Raw genomic sequence first — 21694 nt, forward strand, 5'->3', positions numbered from 1 at the left:
ACAGAGAAATGCTCTCCGTAAAGTTTTCAAATAAAAGGGTGCAAAAAATTTGTTCGAGACATGAAGTATGTCGAACAAAACAGAATAGTCCAGCCTGAGAGAAGAATTACCAGGCTGTTATTACGCGGATATTTTCGAAGTTTGTAGTTTCACGCCGCAAAGATAGGAAAGTTTGGATATGCAAACGAATAAATAATCAAAAAAATAATGCTGCATGTCTGTGAATCAGATTTTTTCGTGTACATTTGTCAAAACTAAAATTAGACAGCTATGATAGAAATTCCTGAATCTACTACCATTAGCCGCCAGGCTACAGACGTATTGAAAGACAAGATCGTTGCCGATGTAATAAACGCCACCAGTCCGCACCGCTTTGCCTGGTTCAATGGAGACGCAACAAAATATCCGGAGCTCCTGATAGGAAAAGCCATAGAATCTGTCAATGGTTATGGCTCTTTCATCGACATCCGTTTCAATGAAGATACCCATCTGGCCATCGGTGACGGTACCCATATGAAATATTACACCGCCACAGAGAAATGTCCTACTAAATTTCAGTTACTCATCGCTTTTGAAGATGACACCTATCTCGTCTTCACAGTGGCTATGTATGGCGCCATCTATGCTTTTAAAGGAGAATTTGATAATATCTACTACCGTGGCGGCATGGAAAAAACCTCCCCGATGGAAGACCGTTTCGACTTTCCTTTCTTTGAAAGCATGATTGCAGGTATCGGGAAAGACATTTCGGTGAAAGCATTGCTGGCTACGGAACAACGTATTCCGGGACTGGGCAACGGTGTATTGCAGGATATTCTGTACAATGCCCGCATCCATCCCAAACGAAAAATCAGCACCTTGTCCGCCGAAGATAAGGAACAGCTTTTTCATGCTGTCAAAGGCACGCTGGCGGATATGATAGAAAAAGGAGTACGCGATACGGAAAAAGACTTCTACGGAATTCCCGGTAAGTACATAACCCGGCTTTCCAAGAATACCTATACGAAGCCCTGTCCGCAATGCGGTTCACGAATCATAAAAGAAGCCTATCTGGGCGGCAGTGTCTACTATTGTCCATGCTGCCAGCAATAAAGGCAAGCATACTTTAATACACAGTCTTATGAAGCTGTTTACTATTCTACTATTATTATCATGCCTCATCTCGTGTGGTCTGCGTCCCCAAAAGAGTATAGACGACCGCATCAATGAAGCCATCGAACTGCAAAAGAACAAGCAACCGGAAAAAGCCATGGCAATCTACTACCAGGTGCTTCCGGAGGTGGAAGACTTGAGCAAACGATCCGTAATATGTTACAATTTAGGAGTAATGTATCTGTGGGACCGCGTATTCGACAAAGCATATGATATGCTTCATCAGGCCTACATTTGCGACTCTATCCTGAAAGATACCGCCGCCATGAGCAACCGGCTCAACTGTATGGGGAGTGCCCTGAACCACATGCAGGACTCCTTAAACGGAGAACGGCTACAAAGAAAAGCCCTGCGTCTGGCACATGCCGTAAACGACTCCGCCATGCTCTACGAACTGTACAGCCACTTTGAATACGTACACCAGCGTCTGAGACAATGGGACTCGGTAGCCCACTACATACAGCTTGCCATCCGCTATACCCCCGCAGGCCAATCTCCATCAAAACAATATGCCGTTCTGGGTGAGGTATACCGCATGAAAGGCGACGCAGACTCCGCCCGTTACTATTATAAGAAAGGAATAGCCTGCCCGGAAATGGATGCACGGCTGCCGGCTTACTTTTATAGTGCCCAATTGGAATCACACCTCGACAACCATCAGAAAGCCTACGAACACCTGCTTGCCTACACCATGAGTGCAGACACCATCTACGCCCAACAGAAAACCACCGAACTGGAAAAACTGTCTTACCGGCACGAAGCCGAAATGAAAGTGCGCATGGTAAAAGAGAAACAGCATTTCTACATCGGCTTAGGCATTTTAGTGTTCGTAACCGCCGCCTTCATCTTCCTGCTTATCGTGCAAACTCTCCGGAAACGGAGACGTATCATCCGGCTGGAATACGAGAACGAACTGAAAAATCTCCGCGAGAAAATAACTTTGCTAAAAGGGAACCTATACTCCGAAAGCCACGAGAAAGAGCACATGCTTCAACAAATGGAAGAACAAATCAGCCAGTTGCGCAGCGTTTCCTTCCGTCGCACTCCCATTTCCCGTCGTCTTGACACTCTTGCCGCCCAAAACAGCAAGGAGAAGAAGAACATCAAAGTGATGACCGAAAAGGAACAGGTCGAGTTGAAACAAGTCATCTTCGAAATCTATGGAGATTACATCAGCCAACTGCAAAGTCAATACCCCAAACTGACGGAAGCAGATTTGCTTTATTCCTGCCTCGCTTCTGCCGGATTAAGCACTTTTGCCATTGCCCTCTGCTTCGGCAACACCGACACCGGCATCGTTGCCCAACGCAAACGCCGATTGAAGCTAAAAATGGAAACAGAAGAGACGGAAGAAGAGTAAAATGTCATAACTCATTACAACATTTCACTCATTTACAACAGATTACATTTTCCGAATGTCATCCGTTTTTTTTCTTTCCCTGCTCGTACAAGCTTAACTTTGTTGCATCAAAACAATAACTAAACGTATGCAACAAAGACACGAAAACAGAAAGACCTACTTTCAGGAACTGGCAGCGACCAGTGAACTTCATTTCCTTCCCTACATTCGCCGATTCACCTCCGTCACTCCCCAAAGCCGGATTCTTGAAATCGGTTGTGGCGAAGGAGGAAACCTGCTACCCTTTGCCTGCCTCGGCTGTCGGGTTACAGGGATTGATTTATCCGAAAATCGCATTCGGCAAGCCCGCCAATTCTTCCAGGAAGAAGGAATACCCGCCACTTTCATTGCTTCGGATATTTTTCAAATTACACATTTGGAAGAAGCGTTCGACATCGTACTGATTCACGATGTCATAGAGCACATCTCCGGAAAACAACGCTTTCTGGAGCATATTAAGTGTTTCCTCGCTCCCGGTGGAATCCTCTTCATCAGCTTTCCCGCTTGGCAAATGCCTTTTGGCGGGCATCAGCAGATTTGCCGGAACAGGTGTGTTTCACGTCTGCCTTTCATCCATTTATTACCCGCAGGTGCCTACAGTGGTTTACTGCACCGCTTCGGCGAAAGCCAGGCACGCATCAAGGAACTTCTCGACATACGGGAATGCCGGACAAGTATCGAACTATTCGAGAAACTTCTCTGCACCTCCCGCTATCGAATTCTTCACAAACAATTCTGGTTTATCAATCCGCATTACGAACAGAAATTTCACCTTAAACCGCGTAAGTTGCCACGCCTCATCAGTTCGATACCCCATCTTCGCAATTATTTCTGTACCTCATGCTTTTATCTGATACAATTATGAGGAACCGTATCCAGGAGCTGGACTATCTGAAATGCCTGTTTATCATACTTATGGTCATTTTCCACCTGAGCTATATAGGAGGTAAGTATCCGTACGTCAAAAGCATCGTATATACTTTCCATATGCCCGCCTTTCTGTTGATTTCGGGTTATCTGATTAATGTGCATAAAAAGCCGAAAGTTTTTCTGAAAGCGATGGCATGGATATTCATTCCATACGCCATTATGGAAATCAGTTATGCCTGCATGTCTACGCTGTTTCCCGTTTGGGACGGGATAAAAGAAATCAGCGCCTCAGTTCTATTCAGCAAAGTGCTGCTTGATCCCATTGGGCCTTACTGGTATCTACACACATTCATATTATGTGGTACAACCCATTATTTCGTGCATACTTATTTCCGGGCAACTCCATTTATCCGTCTGTTGGTAACAGGCGGTCTTCTTCTACTTTTCTCCTACGTCTTTCATTTGCTGACATTTGCCAATGCTTTCTATTTCATGGCAGGCACCGCTATCCATCTAGGCAAACGTTCGTTCCTGTCTTGTTTTCCCTCTTCTTTTCTTGCCATTATCCCTCTGATCTTTCTGTGCAGTCAGCCGGAAAATCTGAACAGAGGCACTTTAGGAGGAATATTAATCACCGGACTGGTCATCAGCTTCTCGCTGTACATCTACAAACATCTTCCCCATACAGTGAAACAGGCTTCCCTGTTTATCGGAAAGAACACATTGCCTATTCTTCTTTTCTCCCCTGTCTTTACCGCACTGTCCAAACTCTTTCTGCCTTTCTTTTCGTTCGACCCGACAGGAATATGCTTTCTCTGCACCGCCACAGCCACCACCCTGTACGGTAGCATTCTCATAGCATTCTGTCTGGATAAAGCACACCTCTCTCCTTTCTTCTTCGGAAAGAAGATGCTTATATAAAAAATCGGCATTTCAATAGAATTAAATTCATTACTGCTCCGAAATGAGTGAAGTGTTTTTGTCTATTTGCCTAAATTTATTACCAACTAAACAACAAAATGTAACAATTTGATTATGAGCGCATATAAATAGGGGCTATCTCAGTCGTATACTTAGGATATCTCAGTATATGACTGAGGTACCCTAAGTATACGACTGAACTACCCTAAATATACGACCTGGGTTGGATATTTGCTTTTCGTAAAAGAATATTCTTTTCAGATATCATCTGAAAAGCCTCAACTGGCTACGCAACTCATGAAGTTCCCGTTGCATCTCTTCCATACGCTGCAACAGATGATGAATGGCATCGATTCCTTCCATATTGATGGATAAGTCATAATACATGCGGCTGTAACGTTCCACGTCCGGCAGTTGGGTGAACGTCAGATAGCGTTCACCGTCTTCGGTCGTTACATCTATCAACCCACCTTCCTGCAACAAGTCAATAAATGACGGTTCGATGTGGCATTTGCGACAATATTCGCTGACTATGATTAATTCGTTCTGCATGGTGCTACCTCCTTTTAGTTCATACTTTGAAGTTTACGGAACAACTCTTTCTGTTCTTCCGTCAAGTTCGTCGGTAGTTTCACGGAATAAGTCACAATGAGGTCACCGAACTGTCCTTCTTTCTTATATACAGGGAATCCCTTACCTTTCAGACGGGCTTTCGTGCCATTCTGGGTTTCAGGTTTCACTTTCAGTTTCACCTGTCCGTTCAAAGTGTCCACCAACTGGTCACCTCCCAAAAGAGCGGTATAAAGATTGATGGGGACATCCACGTACAAGTCATCACCCAGACGTTTGAACACCGGGTCATCCGCAATCACAAACGTGATATACAAGTCACCGGCAGGCCCGCCGTTCACACCTTCGCCACCGTAACCTTTCAACTTGATAACTTGTCCGTTTGCCACTCCGGCAGGAATGGTGATACGCACATTCTTTCCGTTCACGGTCAGAACCTGTTTGTGGGTTTGTGCCGCATCGCGGAGAGACAGGTTTAAGTCTGCATGATAATCCTGCCCACGGAAACCGGCATTAGCGCCTCCACTACGTCCCCGATGTCCGAACATGGACTCGAAAAAGTCAGAGAAACCGCCACCGGCACTTCCGGAGAACTCTTGTCCGTCGGACGAATACCAGTAACTACCGTTGCCGTCCGAGCCATATCCTGCGCCCGAACCTCCGAAACCGCCACCTCCAAAACCACCGAAACCACCGGCACCCGCCTCCTGTCGGGCTCGCTTCTGAGCTTCAAACTCATCGGCATGCTTCCAGTGCTCACCGTACTCATCGTACTTCTTACGCTTTTCAGGATCGCTCAGCACTTCGTTCGCTTCATTAATTGCCTGAAACTTATCCTTGGCAGTAGAGTCGTTCGGGTTCAGGTCGGGATGATACTTGCGTGCCAACTTGCGGAACGCTTTCTTTATATCATCCTGACTTGCCTTCTTGTCCACCCCAAGGACTTGATAATAATCTATATAAGCCATAGTCTATAATTTTAGTTTTTTCTTATATACCCTATCACAAATAACGCACCAAGCCCACTTTTTGAATACTAAAATACGTAAACGAAAATTAAAAAGAAGTATTACAAACTACAACATGAAGATACACAATAAATTACCCCTTTCATACTATCCTCATTAACACTACTTAAAATTCAAAAGAATGTAAACGACGCATAACATCAATTAATTATTTCTACTAAAAGTTCCTAAAATAAGCAGAAAACACTTTATTTGTATTTGAATAATGCAGTTACAGAGAGCAGATTTCCCCCAACCTTAATATATTGACTTATTATGAAAAGTAACCATTGGCTACTTACGGTAGCACTCACCTTCATCGCTCTGCAAGTAAAAGCAGATGCATGGATACGTATTAACCAACTTGGCTACTTGCCGCAAGCTGTAAAAGTGGCAGTGTTCATGAGCGAAGAACCAGCTGACATACAAGAGTATGCACTGGTAGATGCTTTCACCGGACAAACTGTCCGCACTTTCACCTCCACCAAGGCAACCGGAAAGATGGGCCTCATGAAAAGTACCTATCGTCTGAATTTCAGCGACTTCAATCAACCGGGAACTTACTATTTAAAAGCAGGCAAAGCCGTTTCTCCCAATTTCCCTATCAACAACCACGTGTACAACGGCACCGCCGACTTCCTGCTGAACTACATGCGCCAGCAGCGTTGCGGCTACAACCCTTTCCTGAAAGACAGTTGCCATGTGCATGACGGCTATATCCTGTATCACCCCACCAAGACAGGACAGCAGATCGACGTCCGCGGTGGCTGGCACGATGCTACCGATTACCTGCAATACACCACTACTTCCGCAAATACCATCTACCAGATGATGTTTGCCTATCAGGAAAATCCGGAATCTTTCGGTGACTTCTACGATGCAGCCGGACTTCCCGGCGCCAACGGTGTTCCTGACATCGTAGACGAAATAAAGTGGGGCCTCGACTGGCTGAACCGCATGAATCCGGCTCCCGGCGAATTGTACAACCAGATTGCTGACGACCGTGACCATGCCGGCATGCGCCTGCCCAACAAAGATGAGGTGGATTACGGTTACGGACCGGGTAAGGGACGCCCCGTTTATTTCTGTAGCGGCGAGCCTCAGGTGCGTGGTCAATTTATGAATGCCACTACCGGTGTAGCCAGCACAGCAGGCAAATTTGCTTCCTGCTTCGCCCTCGGCGCGCGCCTCTTGAAAGATTTTTATCCTGAATTTGCTGCTGAAATCGGTGCGAAGGCTGATGCAGCCTATCAGGAAGGTGTAAAGAAACCGGGCGCCTGTCAGACAGCATCCGTCAAGTCACCCTATATCTATGAAGAAGATAACTGGGTAGATGATATGGAACTCGGTGCCATGGAACTTTTCAAAAGCACCGGAGATTTAAAATACCTGGAACAAGCCGTTGAATACGGACGCCGAGAACCCGTCACTCCGTGGATGGGTGCCGACAGTGCGCGCCATTATCAATGGTATCCATTCATGAACATGGGACACTACCACCTGGCAACCGTAAACAACGACCGTCTCAGTAAAGAATTTATCCGTAACATGCGTGCAGGCATCGTCCGTACTTATGAAAAAGCTGTCGAAAGTCCCTTCATGCACGGCATCCCCTATACTTGGTGTTCCAACAATCTGACCACTGCCATGCTGACGCAATGTCGTCTGTATCGCGAAACAACAGGCGACGAAACTTACAAAGAAATGGAAGCCGCCATGCTCGATTGGTTATTCGGTTGCAATCCCTGGGGCACTAGTATGATTGTGGAACTTCCTCTTTATGGAGATTATCCCTCGCAGCCGCACTCTTCATTACTCAATGCAGGTGTAGGAAATACTACAGGCGGCGTAGTGGACGGCCCGGTTTACCGTACCATTTTCGAAAGCCTGCGTGGAGTGAACATGACAGGTATCCCCGGCACTCCCGGTCAGGATTACGAACGCTTCCAGCCCGACCTGATGGTTTATCATGACGCCATCCACGATTATTCCACGAATGAACCGACTATGGACGGAACAGCTTGTCTCACTTATTATCTCTCTGCCATGCAAAAAGATGGAATGAAGCAAGCAGGTATCCAGGGCGATAAGAATGTATATGTAAACGGAGGCATTATCCGTACCGACCCATCAAAGAAACAGATAACACTCGTCTTCACTGCTGCCGATAAGGCTGACGGTGCAGATGCCATCATCAGTACATTGAAAAAGCATGGCATTAAAGGTGGTTTCTTCTTCACTGGTGAATTTTATGAGCTTTATCCTGATGTAGTAAAGCGCCTACGCAAAGAAGGGCACTTAGTAGGCAGCCATAGTTATGGACATTTATTGTATATGCCGTGGGAAAACCGCGACTCACTGTTAGTGACTCGTGAGGAGTTTGAACAGGATATGCTGAAAAGTTACGAAGTTCTGCGCAAAGCAGGCATCGAGTATAAAGACGTTCCCGTCTATATCCCACCCTACGAATATTATAATAAAGAAATTGCCGCATGGGCAAAAAATATGGGTATCCAGGTTATCAACTACACCCCCGGCACCATGACCAATGCTGATTACACTACCCCGGACATGGGACAGAAATACCGGAGCAGTAAATTCATCTATGACAAGGTTATGGAAGTAGAGAAAAAGGAAGGTCTGAACGGACATCTGATACTGATACATTTTGGTACGGATGACCGCCGCACGGACAAATTCTACAACGGGTATCTGAACAAAATGATTAAGACGCTGAAACGGAAAGGCTACACTTTTGTACCAGTTCTCGAAGCGGTAGGGATGTAATCCATACACATAGTTATTATAGAAAAGGTTAGTTAAAGGTTATCATGCAAAGGTATTTAAGGTAAATATTCAATCGGTTTGTTTTCAGTAAACTTTCTCCCACCCCCAAGGGAGAAAGTTTCAGACCAAAGCTCCATGCCTGCGAAGGTCCGGGGCTTTTTACTTATTGCCAAAGGGTATCTTTACTATATTATAAAGCCTCTTTCACCGCCTGCAACAAGGATTGAATATCCTCTTCCGTCGTATCAAAAGAAGTCACGAAGCGAATTTCATTTTCCGCTTCATTCCAAAAGTAAAAGAAATAAGATTTCATCAGTTTATCAATTGCCGGGCGAGGCATAGTCAGGAACAACTGATTGCTCTCCATCTTTTGAGTGAAATGTATTCCGGGCAATGCTTTCAGACCTTCGTACAGTTTCTGCGCCATCTCATTGGCATGCGTCGCATTTTTCTTCCAGAGTTCATTCGTCAGATATGCCGTGAACTGACAGGAAAGGTATCGCAACTTGGAGGCCAGTTGTGCCGATTGTTTCCGCACGTAAAGTGCTTCCTTCTTTAAATCTGGATTGAAAATAATCACGCTTTCGCCCAGCATCAACCCGTTCTTCGTTCCGCCGAAACTAAGAATATCAATGCCACAATCTGCTGTCAGTTCCTTAAAACTAAGATTCAAAGCCACACAAGCATTGGCCAGGCGTGCTCCGTCCATATGCACGTACATTCTATATTCATGCGCCAGAGTAGTCAAAGCTTTCAGTTCTTCCGGAGTATATATAGTGCCCAATTCCGAGCATTGAGAAATATAAATTGCTCCCGGTTGGGAATGATGTTGTTCACCAAAATTCTTCAGATATGGGCGCACCAGTTCAGGGGTAAGTTTGCCATCAGAGGTTGCAATGGTTCGTATCTGGCATCCTGTCATGCGTGCAGGCGCACCACATTCGTCCACATATATATGTGCTGTCTCCGCACAAAGGATTAAATTGTAAGGGCGCGTTGCCAACTGCAAAGCTACGGCATTACTGCCCGTTCCATTGAAAACGAACAACGGTTCACAATCAGGAGTAAATGTCTCTTTTATTTTACGAACAGCTTCCTCTGTCCAAGGGTCGTCACCATAACCTACCGCATGATTTTGGTTTGCCCGGTTCAAAGCTTCCATCACTAATGGATGCACACCGGAATTGTTGTCTGAAGCAAAACTTCTCATAATTATATTGATTGACTTTTCTAAGAATGTGCAAAGGAACAAAATAATCTGTTAGCTAAAAAGCAAAGAGGCGAGGATTTTTGGAAATCCTCGCCTTCATTCAAGCTTTCAATCGGTTTTTTCGTTTGTTACCCGATATAAACATTCACGCCCAAAAAAATGTAGAGCTCTTCGTTCTCCTGGTGCAATACAATCTTGTCTTCACAAGCTAACCATCCCAAGGCGGCTCCCAGTTCTTTGTCCTTCAGCCCGGACTTTCTCTTCAAAGTCCCATAGTCCCATTTGGCATAATTGCTAAGCAACCTCCAAACTTTGCCTGCGTTCAGGCCGATGTCGCTTTTGTTCATCTCTTTTCGTCATTAAAAAGGTTAAATAATTGATTGGTGATTTGTTTAGGTTATCTATTCTCACCCTAAAGGTATCACTTTTTATTTATAAAACACAGAAAACAAACAAAAGATATCTTTTTTAATCAAAATTGTAACAGTTTCGTAATAACATACAGAAAATATGAGAAAATACTGACCAATAAACAGAAAAAAAGACCACAGCCCTCTCATAAAAGAGAGATGCTGTGGTCTTTAGTATATTATATATTCAGGGAAAACAGGTATTACATCATACCACCCATGCCGCCCATGCCGGGAGCACCCATTGGCATTTCAGGTTTATCTTCCTTCTTTTCGACAATTACACATTCGGTAGTCAGGAACATACCAGCGATAGAAGCTGCATTTTCCAAAGCTACGCGGGCCACCTTGGCAGGGTCAACCACACCTGCAGCGTGCAAGTTTTCATAAACATCAGTACGAGCATTGTAACCATAGTCACCTTTACCTTCACGCACTTTCTGCACTACAACAGCACCTTCCTTGCCTGCATTGGCAACAATCTGACGCAGCGGCTCTTCGATAGCACGTTTGATGATGTCAACACCTGTAGTTTCGTCGATGTTGTCGCCCTTGAAGCCTTCCAGCACATCAAGCGCACGGATGTAAGCCACACCACCACCCGGTACGATACCTTCTTCAATAGCAGCACGAGTTGCACGCAAAGCATCATCTACACGGTCTTTCTTCTCTTTCATTTCAACTTCAGAAGCAGCACCAACGTAAAGAACTGCAACACCACCCGACAACTTAGCCAGACGTTCCTGCAATTTTTCTTTGTCATAATCGGACTTTGTAGCAGCAATCTGAGCCTTGATTTGTTCGCAACGTTCCTTGATATTTTGTTTGTCACCGGCACCGTTTACGATAGTAGTGTTATCCTTAGAAACAGTTATCTTGTCAGCAGTACCCAACATTTCGATGGTAGCCTGTTCCAGTTTCAAACCCTTTTCTTCGCTGATAACTACACCACCGGTCAATACGGCAATATCTTCCAACATTTCCTTGCGACGGTCGCCGAAGCCCGGAGCTTTTACAGCACAAATCTTCAACTGAGAACGCAGACGGTTTACAACCAACGTAGTCAAAGCTTCGCTATCTACATCTTCTGCAATTACCAACAGAGGACGACCAGTTTGTACGGCAGGTTCCAGAATAGGCAAGAAATCTTTCAGGTTAGAAATCTTCTTGTCATAAATCAGGATATACGGTTTTTCCATTTCGCATTCCATTTTCTCCGTGTTGGTAACGAAGTAAGCAGAAAGATACCCACGGTCAAATTGCATACCTTCTACTACACCAATGGTAGTGTCAGTACCTTTAGCTTCTTCAATAGTGATTACACCATCCTTAGAAACTTTCCGCATAGCGTCAGCAATCAGTTTACCGATAATCGGATCATTGTTGGCAGAAACAGAAGCAACCTGCTCAATCTTATCATAATTGTCACCTACTTTTTCAGCTTGTGACTTAATAGACTCAACCACTTTGGCAACAGCCTTGTCAATACCACGTTTGATATCCATCGGACTTGCACCAGCAGTTACGTTCTTCAAACCTTCAGCCACAATAGCCTGTGCCAATACAGTAGCGGTAGTAGTACCGTCACCAGCATCGTCACCAGTCTTGGATGCCACTTCTTTCACCAGCTGTGCACCTGTGTTTTGGTATGCATCAGACAGTTCCACTTCCTTAGCTACAGTCACACCGTCTTTCGTGATATGAGGAGCACCGAATTTCTTTTCGATAATCACGTTACGACCTTTCGGGCCGAGAGTTACTTTCACAGCATTTGCCAGTGTATCGATACCTTTTTTCAATTGGTCGCGGGCATCGATATTGAATAATATTTCTTTTGCCATAATGATATTTACAATTTTATGATTTTACAATTACTATATTAACCTAACACAGCGAGTACGTCACTTTGACGCATGATGAGATATTTAGTACCTTCAACTTCCAGTTCTGTACCAGCATATTTGCCATACAAAACAGTGTCACCCGTCTTCAATACCATTTCTTCATCTTTCGTACCGTGACCAACTGCCACAACTTCACCTTTCAAAGGTTTCTCTTTTGCTGTATCCGGAATAATGATACCGCCAATTGTCTTTTCTTCTGCAGGTGCAGGGAGTATCAGCACTCTGTCTGCCAATGGTTTAATGTTCATAGTTCTTTTGTTTTTTTATTATGTTATACATTTTATATATTATAGTAATGTCTTGTCTCACTTTTGACGAGACGTAAAACAAATTACGAAAAGCGTGCCAAACGGCAAAGCTGGACTTCTGTCAGTGTAAAACTGCCAATTTGGCAAAGAGTAAGACAATATTCCATTATCTTTAGAGAAGATAAGCGGCATTTCAGCACAACTTTTTCATGCAAGCACGAAAGTTCTGCTTTTGATTTGCATTATCTTTGCAGCTTCAAAAAACGATTTTAGAACATGAATGCAGTATGGATTGTTTTGCCCATTCTCACTTTATTAATGTTTGAACTGGGACTTACGCTTGAAATTAAAGATTTTAAATTATTTCGCCAACGCCCCTATCCTGTAATCGCAGGATTACTGGGACAGATAGTTTTGCTGCCTGCATTGGCATTGGCATTAGGTCACTTGTTTCATCTGGAGCCTTTATTTTTTATCGGATTGGTGCTGATTACTTGTTCCCCCGGTGGCAGTTCCTCTAATATATTCTCCATGATAGCCAAAGGCGATGTGGCATTGTCCGTATCACTGACTGCACTCAGCAGCATTATCACGTTATTCACCCTCCCCGTCATTATGGAGTTTGCTACTCAGATTGCCGGAGATAACAGCGGAATAACCATACATTTACCGATTGGTAGCCTCATCGTCCAAAATTTACTACTCATGCTGTTCCCGATTGCAACAGGTGTTCTGACAAAATGCTTCTGCCCTAAAGTTGCCGAACGCATACACAAAATATTATCCAAAATGGCTTTCCCTGCACTGATTTTATTGGCTACTATCTTTTTCATCCAACATCACGAAACGATTGCCGCACAGATTGGCCGATTAGGATTATGCATCACAATGATGATATTACTCGCTATGGGTGGCGGATATTTAATCTCCCGCCTGATGAAACTGAATCGAAAAGAACAGCGTACACTCATTATTGAAATAGGTATGCAGAATGCTGCGCAGAGTATCGCTATCGCAAGTAGTCCGTTCATATTCAATAATGACATTATTGCTATACCGGCCATTATTTATGCGCTGATGATGAATGTCATATTATTAGTATATGTGAGTGTAGTGAAACGAAGATAATTCACACAAAGCACCATAAAAACAATCAGAAGAAATCTTGCTTTATTCGGAATTAATACCGAAATTTGTATATATCAAGAAGCAATCTTAAAAACCTCAACGATATGAAACACAAGAACTTTCTCTGGTTACTACTATTATCATTTATCAGTTTGACCACCATTGCCCAAGAATCGGAAAAGCTTGTCAAAACAATCTATATAAATGCCAGTGAGTCTATCCTCTTTGACAGGGTTATTGACTTCGTACAGAATGATGAGTATTTCATTTTATCACTGGATAAACAGGCTGGTTTCATACAAGCTCAGAAACCTATTGAGGCAAAGAAAGTATTCAGAATAAATGAACGGAGAACTTTGAACTTCATCATCAAACCCATAAATGAGAACTTATCTCAGATAACTTTAAATATTCGTTGCGAAGAGAAAAAATGGGGAGGTAGTCAATCCGGATACGTCTATTATTACGATGATAAAGGGGTTAGCCAGAATAGTGATTTATATCAGACCGTATGGGATGAGCTAAAATCGGCATTAACTCCCTATCGTCAGGTAATACTTGCTCCTACTTCTGACTCAATGGTATCCGTTCCTGCTGAAATAACCTTAAATTCCCTGCCAAAAACTTTTTTAAAAGATGGATTTCCATTGTTGGTGGAACGTTGCCGCAAAGTTCTCTCATCAGCCTATATGGCACAAAAGCTAATCAGTGAACACACAAATATTCCCGGTTGGGAAGGATATCCAGTGAAACTCTATGAGTACCACACCGGAAAAGATACAAAAAAAGGAGTACCTAAACGCGGATTGGTTTATCTACTGAATCCAAGTGCAGAACAACTTGCCACATGGATTGCCACTACCTGCTGGGAAGTGAAACAAAGTACAGATACCACATATCTATATAAACTTGCCGAATTCATTAAACGTCAATCGGGCGCCCAATTCCCAGTGCAGGGAGTAGTATATGAGGATATGTACACCAAAGGCTTCTATGAACCATACATTTTTAAAGATGGAGTAACCGTATACGTGGCAGACAGTACAAAAATGCCTGTAGACAAACATTGCACCAACGAACAACTGGAATTTTATCTGCACCTGAGAAATGCCGACTTAAAGCCAAACACCGGAAGATATGCCCGCATTTGCAGTACAAACCGCACCCAATATTATAAAAACGGAGGTAAAACAGACGTAGGAGATAATGAGGAACACCGTAGCCAGGCATGGTTGGATGTAGTTCGCCAACTCTATCAGTTAGCGTGGCTATCAGACCGTAATGAATTGATGATTGCCTGGGCAAGAGAACAACTATAACAAGAAGCTAACTTCTTGTCTACAGGGAATTAAGTTCTCATTTACAAGAAGTTAACTCCATAAAATCGGAACGTTAAGTCTGTCTATTCGACATCCAAATCCAGGTCACAACTTAACTCCGTAGAATATCCCTGCCAGAAACTCTTGGTAGAGTGTACCAAAGCACTCCCCATCAGGAAAAGGAATATTACGGCTATTAACGTCATCACCATACCGATGGCTGCATAATACTTCGGTTCTAAAACATCCATAATAGTTATCTTTGTTAGGTTAATACCACAAAGATAACCAAGATGGATTACAAAGGGTTTACTCTTTGATGAAGTTTTTATTTCTTTAAAGTTTGTATCAATTCTTCGGCCGTGACAAGGCTCTGTTCACCGGTTTCCATATTTTTTAGTGTCACCTTGTTTTCATTCATTTCGTTCTCACCCACCAGTGCCACAAATGGGATGTTCTTAGAGTTAGCATACCCCATCTGTTTCTTCATTTTAGATGAGTCCGGGAAGATTTCAGCACGGATACCTTCTGCACGTACCTTAGCAAGTACATTCAATGAGAAGGCAGCTTCTTTCTCACCAAAGTTGATAAATAAAAGTTGTGTACTGTTTACCGCTTCTTTCGGATAAAGATCGAGCTGATTCAGTACATCAAAGATACGGTCGGCCCCAAAAGAGATGCCCACACCAGATATACCTGCCATACCAAACACACCCGTCAGATTATCATAACGGCCACCACCTGTGATACTTCCTATTTGTACATCCAACGCTTTCACCTCAAAAATAGCACCTGTATAATAGTTCAGACCGCGGGCAAGCGTCAAGTCTAGTTCCAATTCATTTTTCAAACCGAAAACAGCAAGGGTTTTCAATATGAACTCGCTCTCTTCCACGCCCTTCTGACCGATTTCACTTCCGGCAAGCACTTCTTTCAGAGTGGCCAGCTTTTCTTCGTTCGTACCGTTTAGCAGGATGATAGGTTGCAGCTTGGCAATAGCCTCATCGCTGATACCTTTTTCTTTCAGTTCTGCATTCACATTCTCCAAACCGATTTTGTCCAGTTTATCAATGGCTACGGTAATATCTACTATCTTGTCAGCTTCACCAATTATTTCGGCAATACCTGTCAGAATCTTACGGTTATTAATCTTAATACAAACGCGGATACCAAAATGGGTGAAGACGGTATCGACAATCTGCATCAATTCCACTTCATTCAGCAGAGAATCACTGCCCACCACGTCAGCATCGCATTGATAAAACTCACGATAACGTCCCTTCTGCGGACGGTCGGCTCGCCAAACGGGTTGTATCTGATAGCGTTTGAAAGGGAACGTTATTTCATCACGGTGCATCACCACGTATCGTGCAAACGGCACAGTGAGATCATAGCGCAATCCTTTCTCACAGAACTTACTGGCAAGCTTGGTAGCATTGCGACTCAGTAATTCTTCATCAGTCAGTCCAGAAAAATAGTCACCAGAATTCTGTATCTTAAACAGAAGTTTATCACCTTCTTCACCATACTTTCCCATCAGTGTGGAAAGCATTTCCATTGCAGGTGTTTCAATCTGCTGAAAGCCATAAAGGTGGTATACATCACGGATGGTGTTGAATATATAGTTACGCTTCGCCATTTCTACCGGCGAAAAGTCACGGGTTCCTTTGGGAATACTTGGTTTTGCTGCCATAATAGTTTCAATTACTTTTAAAAACGAAGTGCAAAGTTACAGGTTTTTATCGAAATAAGAAAAGAGATGAGGTTGTTTTCTATAAAACAGACCGTCTATTCACATGGAACAGACGGTCTGCTTTTTAGCTTATATATAAAGACGAAGATTAATCTCTGCGTCCCATAAATATCATGATATAGTAAATCAGCGTTGCCAATGAACCCAATGCAGCCACTACATACGTATAAGCAGCAGAACGAAGTGCGTCTTCGGCTTGCTTATGATTGTAGGAGTTCGTAATGCCCGAACGGCTCAACCATACCAAAGCCCGTTTGCTGGCATCAATTTCCACCGGCAAAGTAATGAAGCTGAACAACGTAGTCATGGCAAACAAAATGATACCTGCCAGCAATAACTGCGGGAATGTGTTCAGCAGCAAAATACCACCCAGCAACAACCAAGTCATCCACTGTGAAGCGAATGATACTACCGGAACCAACTTACTACGCATCGTCAACGGAGCATAAGCACGCGCATGCTGCACAGCGTGTCCGCATTCGTGAGCAGCAACGGCAGCAGCCATGATACTGTTACTTTCGTATACACCTTCACTCAGATTCACTGTCTTATTGGCAGGATTATAGTGGTCTGTCAGTTGTCCCGGCGTATGTGTCACTTGAACATCATAGATTCCATTGTCATGCAACATCTGGAGGGCAACATCTCGGCCCGTCATTCCGTTACCGGTAGGGATTTTGGAGTATTTCTTGAACTTGTTCTGCAAGTTCATTTGCACCAGCCAGCTTACTACAGCTATACCAATAAAGATAATCCATTGTATTCCTATCATTCCTTCCATATTCTTTTTCTGTTTTTAGTAATTAAAAATGTGTCGTTTGTTATATACAATACAAATTGTTTGCCAAAAATAAAGGGAAACTGTGAGCTTTACTACAGTTTCCCTTATCTTTTAGGAAGAATTAGCGAAAAAGGACTATTGCCCAACAAGTTGTAACTCTACCACATAATCCGTATCTACAGGAGCTTCCGATAATTGCAACACAATTCCCTGTCCGGCACGGGCGACACGCACAGGAGATTGATCCTTAAACAAGAACGCTTTCTTCACCATTTTTCCATCCAAAGGCAAGTACAATGCATTATCCTTCAAGTTCAGGATATGAACAAAAAGACGATTCCCTTTTTGTGTTGTCACTCCCCAGTCGTGCGGAGAAACGATGCCGCCACGCGTACCATAAATGGTCTCACCATAAACTTTCATCCACTCTCCCATTTCTTTCAAGCGTTGAACAGAAACTTCCGGCAAGCATCCGTCCGGCTGAGGACCGATATTCATCAGCAGGTTTGCATCCTTTCCGGCAGCCTTTACCAGATAGCGTATCAAAGTCTTCGTAGATTTATAGTTCTGGTCAGTAATTTTATATCCCCACATCCCATTCATAGTTTCACAGGTTTCCAGTGGTAAATGACTGACATCTTGCCCTGAAAGTCCGGCTCTGTTCTCACCCGGTAAATCACGTTCAAAAATCTGTATGTCTTCACCGGGGAAAGGTGTCTGATGATGGTTATTACCAACCAGACAAGCGGGTTGCAGGCGATGTATCATGGCATACTGTTCGGGAAGTTGCCAGTCAAAATCCGGATTTGCATCCTGATCCCACCAACCGTCAAACCAGATGGCACCTATCGGGCCGTAATTCGTTAACAACTCTGTCAGTTGGTTATTCATGAAAGTATAATAACTCTTCCAATCTCCTTTCGGATTAGGTCGTCCGGTTCCGCGCCCTGTGCGTCCCCATGGGGCATCCTCACGATACCAGTCGATATGGGAATAATAGAAATGAAGCCGGATACCTTGCTTATGGCATTCATCTGCCAGTTCTTTCACAATATCACGTTTGAAAGGAGTGGCATCTACTATGTTATAATCAGAGTATTTGGTATGAAACATGGAAAAACCTTCATGATGACGGCTTGTGAAACAGATATACTTAGCTCCGGATGCTTTGATGGCACTCACCCATTCGGCAGCATTGAATCGGGAAGGATAAAAGCCACCTGCCAGTTTCGCATATTCTTTGTAGTTCAGATTATTGTTGGTCATGGTCCATTCTCCGGTGGCCAACATGCAATACAAGCCCCAATGCAGAAAGATTCCGAACTTATTGTCCTGAAACTCTTGACGGGCTTTCAGATTTTCGGCAGACGGTTCGTAGGTCTGCGCCTTTGCAGGCAGAAAGGAGACTGCAAACAGGAGAGATAAAATAATAGGTGTTTTCATCATAAGTATACGGATTGGTTACTAATAGTTTGTCTAAAAAGGAATAACTTTGTGTATCCGATTGAAACGTTTTTCGCCCCTACAAGCGCTATGACATTGCCTGTAGGGGCGAAAAAATATTCGCCCGCCCAATAGCAAAACTTTCTTGGGCAGCCTTATAACAATTTACTATTCCTCTGTATAGCGTTCGATAGTCTGTCCACGGTCGGGACCTACGGAAACAATCTTGATGGGTACACCAAGTTGTTCTTCCAGGAACGTCAGATAGGCATTGAATTCTTCGGGGAATTCATCTTCGCTCTGCATTCTCGTCATGTCGGTTTCCCAACCGGGCAACTCAACATAAACCGGCTCAATGCCTTCATTGATATCATACGGGAAGTAATCGATTTCTTCGCCATTCATCTTATAAGCCACGCAAGCTTTGATAGTCTCAAATGAATCGAGCACGTCGCTCTTCATCATAATCAATTTGGTAACGCCGTCTACCATAATGGCATACTTCAACGCAACCAAGTCGATCCATCCGCAACGACGCTTACGTCCTGTTACCGAACCGAATTCATGTCCCAGCGTACAAATCTGATCACCCGTCTTGTCAAAAAGTTCTGTCGGGAACGGACCGGCACCCACACGTGTACAGTATGCTTTGAAGATACCATAAACCTCACCAATCTTATTAGGAGCCACACCCAAACCGGTGCAAGCGCCTGCACAAATTGTATTGGAAGAGGTTACAAACGGATAAGAACCGAAATCAACATCCAGCATCGTACCCTGCGCACCTTCACAAAGCACAGTCTTTCCACTGTTCAGCAAGTTGTTTATTTCATGCTCGCTGTCCACCAACGGGAATTGTTTCAGGTATTCTATACCTTCCAACCAGGTCTTTTCCAACTCTGTCAGGTCGTACTCATAGTTCAAGCCTTCCAATATTTGCTCATGGCGTGCTTTGGCTTCAGCATATTTCTGTTCAAAGTTATGCAGAATATCACCTACACGCAGACCGTTACGGCTTACCTTATCAGTATAAGTCGGACCGATACCTTTACCTGTTGTACCTACTTTGGCATCACCTTTCGCAGCCTCGTAAGCAGCATCCAATATGCGGTGGGTAGGCAAGATAAGGTGCGCTTTCTTTGAGATATGCAAGCGCTCTTTCAGGTTATGGCCGGATGCTTCCAGCGCTTCTGCTTCTGCTTTGAAGAGAGCCGGGTCGAGCACCACGCCGTTACCGATAATATTCACCTTGTCACCTTGAAAAATTCCCGAGGGAATAGAACGGAGCACATACTTCTGCCCTTCGAACTCGAGCGTATGTCCGGCATTCGGTCCGCCCTGGAAACGAGCTACGACATCGTATCTCGGAGTTAACACGTCAACGACTTTGCCTTTGCCTTCGTCGCCCCATTGTAATCCTAATAGAACATCTACTTTCATTTTTCTTTCTTATGGTTATTACTTTTCTTCTTACGTTTATTGGCCCGGTCGCACTTGCTGCACAATCCATATAGATAAAGTGAATAGTGCGACAAACTGAACCGACTTAATTTGGTATTCCCAATGGCGTGCTGCAACTCCTCGTTCTGGAACTCGGTCACCTTGCCGCACTGTGTGCAGATCTGGTGGTGATGCGTATCACGATTATAACTCTTTTCGTATTGGGAAGAATTTCCGAACTGGTGTTTGATGACCAGACGGGCATTGATGAGAAGGATAATAGTATTGTAAAGAGTCGCGCGGCTTACACGGAAATTTTCCTGGTCGGCCATCAGCGAATAGAGTGTATCGATGTCGAAATGTCCTTCGATGGAGTAGATAGTATCGAGTATGGCATAGCGTTCGGGAGTCTTGCGATGCCCGTTCGCGTTGAGATATTCAGTGAATATCTGCTTTACCGTATCTTTCACATTCTGACTTTCCATTTTTTGGCGGCGCAGTTTTTTACAGCCAACAAAGTTAAGCCTTTTTTGCGGAAAGCAAATGAGAAAGGGAAAAAAATTAAAAATAAAGTGATAGGAAGAGGGAAGGGAGAAAGTATAAGATATAAAGTATGAAGTATAAAGGTATTAACTGGTTGCGTCATGATACTGTATACTTTATACTTCACACTTCATATTTTATTCCACTTCATATCTTACGAGATTATAAAGCAATTGTTCGATTTCCGTTTCTGCATGCTCCATCTCTTCCACCCGACGGCATACGCGGAAAGCATGTTCTTCGCTGTGCTGCATAAAACGGCGAATGGCTGCCATTACAGCATTCCGCACGTGGTAGGAACCTGTCAAGAAGGCGCAAACCGCCTGATCAAGAAACTCGTTTGCAGTGCGTTCATTCATATCACCTTTCTTCATCAGCAAGCGGGCGATGGTGAGGAAACCGCATGTCTGTATATACTCCCGCTCGTCTGCAATCCACTGGAAAGATTTAGCAGGAGCATAAGGAAGATGCTGAAACAGGTTCATAGAAGTAAGTTCCGCTATCTCGATATTCTGAATGCTCTCTACCCAAATATCAGCAATTTCCGGAAAAAAACTATCTATCGGTTGCAACAGTCCTGCCAGAATCTTGCATTCGCGGATATCCTCTTTCCACAGGGCTTGTGCCAAAGAATGATCTTTTTCATATCCTTCGGCAATCATCTTGATACGGGGAAGTTCTACACCGAAGTTCAGCTTGTAGACCAACCCTTTCTCACGCATACTTTGAGACACAGCTCCGTTCATAGAGAGACGGAGCTGAGTTTTTATATCTTTCAGTTGTTCATGTAAATCCATAAAAGAGTGACT

At 43.9% G+C, this 21694-nt stretch carries 20 protein-coding genes; 7 read left to right on the forward strand and 13 right to left on the reverse strand.

Annotated elements, in window-relative coordinates; all coding sequences use genetic code 11:
* The first annotated feature begins 270 nt into the window (after positions 1-270).
* The 4 genes from HMPREF9447_RS26620 (at position 271) to HMPREF9447_RS26635 (ending at position 4342) form a co-directional block, all read left to right on the forward strand.
* Complete coding sequence (locus tag HMPREF9447_RS26620; protein WP_009132753.1) at positions 271-1092, forward strand: endonuclease VIII; 822 nt, start codon at positions 271-273, stop codon at positions 1090-1092.
* Positions 1093-1120: 28 nt separating this feature from the next.
* Entirely contained in the window at positions 1121-2512 is a 1392-nt protein-coding gene (locus tag HMPREF9447_RS26625; RefSeq protein ID WP_009132754.1) for a hypothetical protein, read from the forward strand.
* Positions 2513-2639: 127 nt separating this feature from the next.
* Positions 2640-3416: a class I SAM-dependent methyltransferase gene (locus HMPREF9447_RS26630; RefSeq protein WP_009132755.1), complete on the forward strand. Its 777-nt coding sequence runs from the start codon at positions 2640-2642 to the stop codon at positions 3414-3416.
* Positions 3413-4342 (forward strand): acyltransferase family protein, encoded by a 930-nt coding sequence (locus HMPREF9447_RS26635; protein WP_009132756.1) that lies wholly within the window; start codon positions 3413-3415, stop codon positions 4340-4342. Before HMPREF9447_RS26630 ends, HMPREF9447_RS26635 begins: the two co-directional genes overlap by 4 nt.
* 264 nt (positions 4343-4606) lie before the next feature.
* On the opposite strand, the gene HMPREF9447_RS26640 is transcribed toward HMPREF9447_RS26635, so the two are convergent.
* Both HMPREF9447_RS26640 and HMPREF9447_RS26645 read right to left on the reverse strand, forming a co-directional pair.
* Positions 4607-4894, reverse strand: coding sequence for a chaperone modulator CbpM (locus tag HMPREF9447_RS26640; protein WP_009132757.1), 288 nt, complete (start codon positions 4892-4894; stop codon positions 4607-4609).
* A 14-nt stretch (positions 4895-4908) separates the two neighbouring features.
* Complete coding sequence (locus HMPREF9447_RS26645; RefSeq protein WP_009132758.1) at positions 4909-5880, reverse strand: DnaJ C-terminal domain-containing protein; 972 nt, start codon at positions 5878-5880, stop codon at positions 4909-4911.
* A 315-nt stretch (positions 5881-6195) separates the two neighbouring features.
* Here HMPREF9447_RS26645 and HMPREF9447_RS26650 point away from each other — a divergent pair, with 315 nt between their 5' ends.
* On the forward strand, positions 6196-8706 hold the full coding sequence (locus tag HMPREF9447_RS26650) for a glycoside hydrolase family 9 protein (RefSeq protein WP_009132759.1): 2511 nt from the start codon (positions 6196-6198) through the stop codon (positions 8704-8706).
* A gap of 190 nt (positions 8707-8896) precedes the next feature.
* Here the strand turns inward: HMPREF9447_RS26650 and HMPREF9447_RS26655 are convergent, their stop codons facing one another.
* The 4 genes from HMPREF9447_RS26655 to HMPREF9447_RS26670 all read right to left on the reverse strand — a co-directional run bounded on the left by HMPREF9447_RS26655 (position 8897) and on the right by HMPREF9447_RS26670 (position 12478).
* Entirely contained in the window at positions 8897-9916 is a 1020-nt protein-coding gene (locus tag HMPREF9447_RS26655; RefSeq protein ID WP_009132760.1) for a threonine aldolase family protein, read from the reverse strand.
* Between the two features lie 128 nt (positions 9917-10044).
* The gene (locus HMPREF9447_RS26660) at positions 10045-10263 is read right to left on the reverse strand and encodes a winged helix-turn-helix domain-containing protein (protein ID WP_009132761.1); all 219 of its coding nucleotides are present in this window, start codon (positions 10261-10263) and stop codon (positions 10045-10047) included.
* Between the two features lie 266 nt (positions 10264-10529).
* Positions 10530-12167 (reverse strand): chaperonin GroEL, encoded by a 1638-nt coding sequence (gene groL, locus HMPREF9447_RS26665; protein WP_009132762.1) that lies wholly within the window; start codon positions 12165-12167, stop codon positions 10530-10532.
* A gap of 38 nt (positions 12168-12205) precedes the next feature.
* Positions 12206-12478 carry a co-chaperone GroES gene (locus HMPREF9447_RS26670; protein WP_005780804.1) on the reverse strand — a complete coding sequence of 91 codons (273 nt, stop codon included), beginning with the start codon at positions 12476-12478 and terminating at the stop codon, positions 12206-12208.
* A 276-nt stretch (positions 12479-12754) separates the two neighbouring features.
* Between HMPREF9447_RS26670 and HMPREF9447_RS26675 the strand changes: the two genes are divergently transcribed.
* Complete coding sequence (locus HMPREF9447_RS26675) at positions 12755-13606, forward strand: bile acid:sodium symporter family protein (protein ID WP_009132763.1); 852 nt, start codon at positions 12755-12757, stop codon at positions 13604-13606.
* Positions 13607-13710: 104 nt separating this feature from the next.
* Positions 13711-14925 carry a hypothetical protein gene (locus tag HMPREF9447_RS26680; RefSeq protein WP_009132764.1) on the forward strand — a complete coding sequence of 405 codons (1215 nt, stop codon included), beginning with the start codon at positions 13711-13713 and terminating at the stop codon, positions 14923-14925.
* A gap of 83 nt (positions 14926-15008) precedes the next feature.
* Here HMPREF9447_RS26680 and HMPREF9447_RS28865 read toward each other — a convergent pair whose 3' ends face one another.
* From HMPREF9447_RS28865 to HMPREF9447_RS26710, 7 genes are all read right to left on the reverse strand, one after another.
* Positions 15009-15176, reverse strand: coding sequence for a hypothetical protein (locus HMPREF9447_RS28865; protein WP_009132765.1), 168 nt, complete (start codon positions 15174-15176; stop codon positions 15009-15011).
* A 77-nt stretch (positions 15177-15253) separates the two neighbouring features.
* Complete coding sequence (hisS, locus tag HMPREF9447_RS26685) at positions 15254-16618, reverse strand: histidine--tRNA ligase (protein ID WP_009132766.1); 1365 nt, start codon at positions 16616-16618, stop codon at positions 15254-15256.
* A 148-nt stretch (positions 16619-16766) separates the two neighbouring features.
* The gene (locus HMPREF9447_RS26690; RefSeq protein WP_009132767.1) at positions 16767-17459 is read right to left on the reverse strand and encodes a zinc metallopeptidase; all 693 of its coding nucleotides are present in this window, start codon (positions 17457-17459) and stop codon (positions 16767-16769) included.
* A 135-nt stretch (positions 17460-17594) separates the two neighbouring features.
* Positions 17595-18902, reverse strand: coding sequence for an alpha-L-fucosidase (locus HMPREF9447_RS26695; protein ID WP_394330311.1), 1308 nt, complete (start codon positions 18900-18902; stop codon positions 17595-17597).
* Positions 18903-19070: 168 nt separating this feature from the next.
* On the reverse strand, positions 19071-20342 hold the full coding sequence (locus HMPREF9447_RS26700) for an adenylosuccinate synthase (RefSeq protein ID WP_009132769.1): 1272 nt from the start codon (positions 20340-20342) through the stop codon (positions 19071-19073).
* Positions 20339-20827, reverse strand: a complete 489-nt coding sequence (locus tag HMPREF9447_RS26705; protein ID WP_009132770.1) for a Fur family transcriptional regulator — start codon at positions 20825-20827, stop codon at positions 20339-20341. The genes HMPREF9447_RS26700 and HMPREF9447_RS26705 overlap by 4 nt, the downstream gene beginning before the upstream one ends.
* Before the next feature lie 195 nt (positions 20828-21022).
* Positions 21023-21682, reverse strand: a complete 660-nt coding sequence (locus HMPREF9447_RS26710; protein WP_009132772.1) for a DNA alkylation repair protein — start codon at positions 21680-21682, stop codon at positions 21023-21025.
* Positions 21683-21694 lie beyond the last annotated feature (12 nt).

Origin of the sequence: Bacteroides oleiciplenus YIT 12058 (assembly GCF_000315485.1) — a bacterium.
Taxonomy (GTDB): domain Bacteria; phylum Bacteroidota; class Bacteroidia; order Bacteroidales; family Bacteroidaceae; genus Bacteroides; species Bacteroides oleiciplenus.

Bases quoted from the DNA above. Each gene is read 5' to 3' on its own strand.
- HMPREF9447_RS26675 (WP_009132763.1), top strand. From the start codon at position 12,755: ATGAATGCAGTATGGATTGTTTTGCCCATTCTCACTTTATTAATGTTT.
- HMPREF9447_RS26680 (WP_009132764.1), top strand. From the start codon at position 13,711: ATGAAACACAAGAACTTTCTCTGGTTACTACTATTATCATTTATCAGT.
- HMPREF9447_RS26655 (WP_009132760.1), bottom strand. From the start codon at position 9,916: ATGAGAAGTTTTGCTTCAGACAACAATTCCGGTGTGCATCCATTAGTG.
- HMPREF9447_RS26710 (WP_009132772.1), bottom strand. From the start codon at position 21,682: ATGGATTTACATGAACAACTGAAAGATATAAAAACTCAGCTCCGTCTC.
- HMPREF9447_RS26705 (WP_009132770.1), bottom strand. From the start codon at position 20,827: ATGGAAAGTCAGAATGTGAAAGATACGGTAAAGCAGATATTCACTGAA.
- HMPREF9447_RS26630 (WP_009132755.1), top strand. From the start codon at position 2,640: ATGCAACAAAGACACGAAAACAGAAAGACCTACTTTCAGGAACTGGCA.
- HMPREF9447_RS26625 (WP_009132754.1), top strand. From the start codon at position 1,121: ATGAAGCTGTTTACTATTCTACTATTATTATCATGCCTCATCTCGTGT.
- HMPREF9447_RS26670 (WP_005780804.1), bottom strand. From the start codon at position 12,478: ATGAACATTAAACCATTGGCAGACAGAGTGCTGATACTCCCTGCACCT.
- HMPREF9447_RS26650 (WP_009132759.1), top strand. From the start codon at position 6,196: ATGAAAAGTAACCATTGGCTACTTACGGTAGCACTCACCTTCATCGCT.
- HMPREF9447_RS26640 (WP_009132757.1), bottom strand. From the start codon at position 4,894: ATGCAGAACGAATTAATCATAGTCAGCGAATATTGTCGCAAATGCCAC.
- HMPREF9447_RS26635 (WP_009132756.1), top strand. From the start codon at position 3,413: ATGAGGAACCGTATCCAGGAGCTGGACTATCTGAAATGCCTGTTTATC.
- HMPREF9447_RS26695 (WP_394330311.1), bottom strand. From the start codon at position 18,902: ATGAAAACACCTATTATTTTATCTCTCCTGTTTGCAGTCTCCTTTCTG.
- HMPREF9447_RS26700 (WP_009132769.1), bottom strand. From the start codon at position 20,342: ATGAAAGTAGATGTTCTATTAGGATTACAATGGGGCGACGAAGGCAAA.
- hisS (WP_009132766.1), bottom strand. From the start codon at position 16,618: ATGGCAGCAAAACCAAGTATTCCCAAAGGAACCCGTGACTTTTCGCCG.
- HMPREF9447_RS26660 (WP_009132761.1), bottom strand. From the start codon at position 10,263: ATGAACAAAAGCGACATCGGCCTGAACGCAGGCAAAGTTTGGAGGTTG.
- HMPREF9447_RS26620 (WP_009132753.1), top strand. From the start codon at position 271: ATGATAGAAATTCCTGAATCTACTACCATTAGCCGCCAGGCTACAGAC.
- groL (WP_009132762.1), bottom strand. From the start codon at position 12,167: ATGGCAAAAGAAATATTATTCAATATCGATGCCCGCGACCAATTGAAA.
- HMPREF9447_RS26690 (WP_009132767.1), bottom strand. From the start codon at position 17,459: ATGGAAGGAATGATAGGAATACAATGGATTATCTTTATTGGTATAGCT.
- HMPREF9447_RS28865 (WP_009132765.1), bottom strand. From the start codon at position 15,176: ATGGATGTTTTAGAACCGAAGTATTATGCAGCCATCGGTATGGTGATG.
- HMPREF9447_RS26645 (WP_009132758.1), bottom strand. From the start codon at position 5,880: ATGGCTTATATAGATTATTATCAAGTCCTTGGGGTGGACAAGAAGGCA.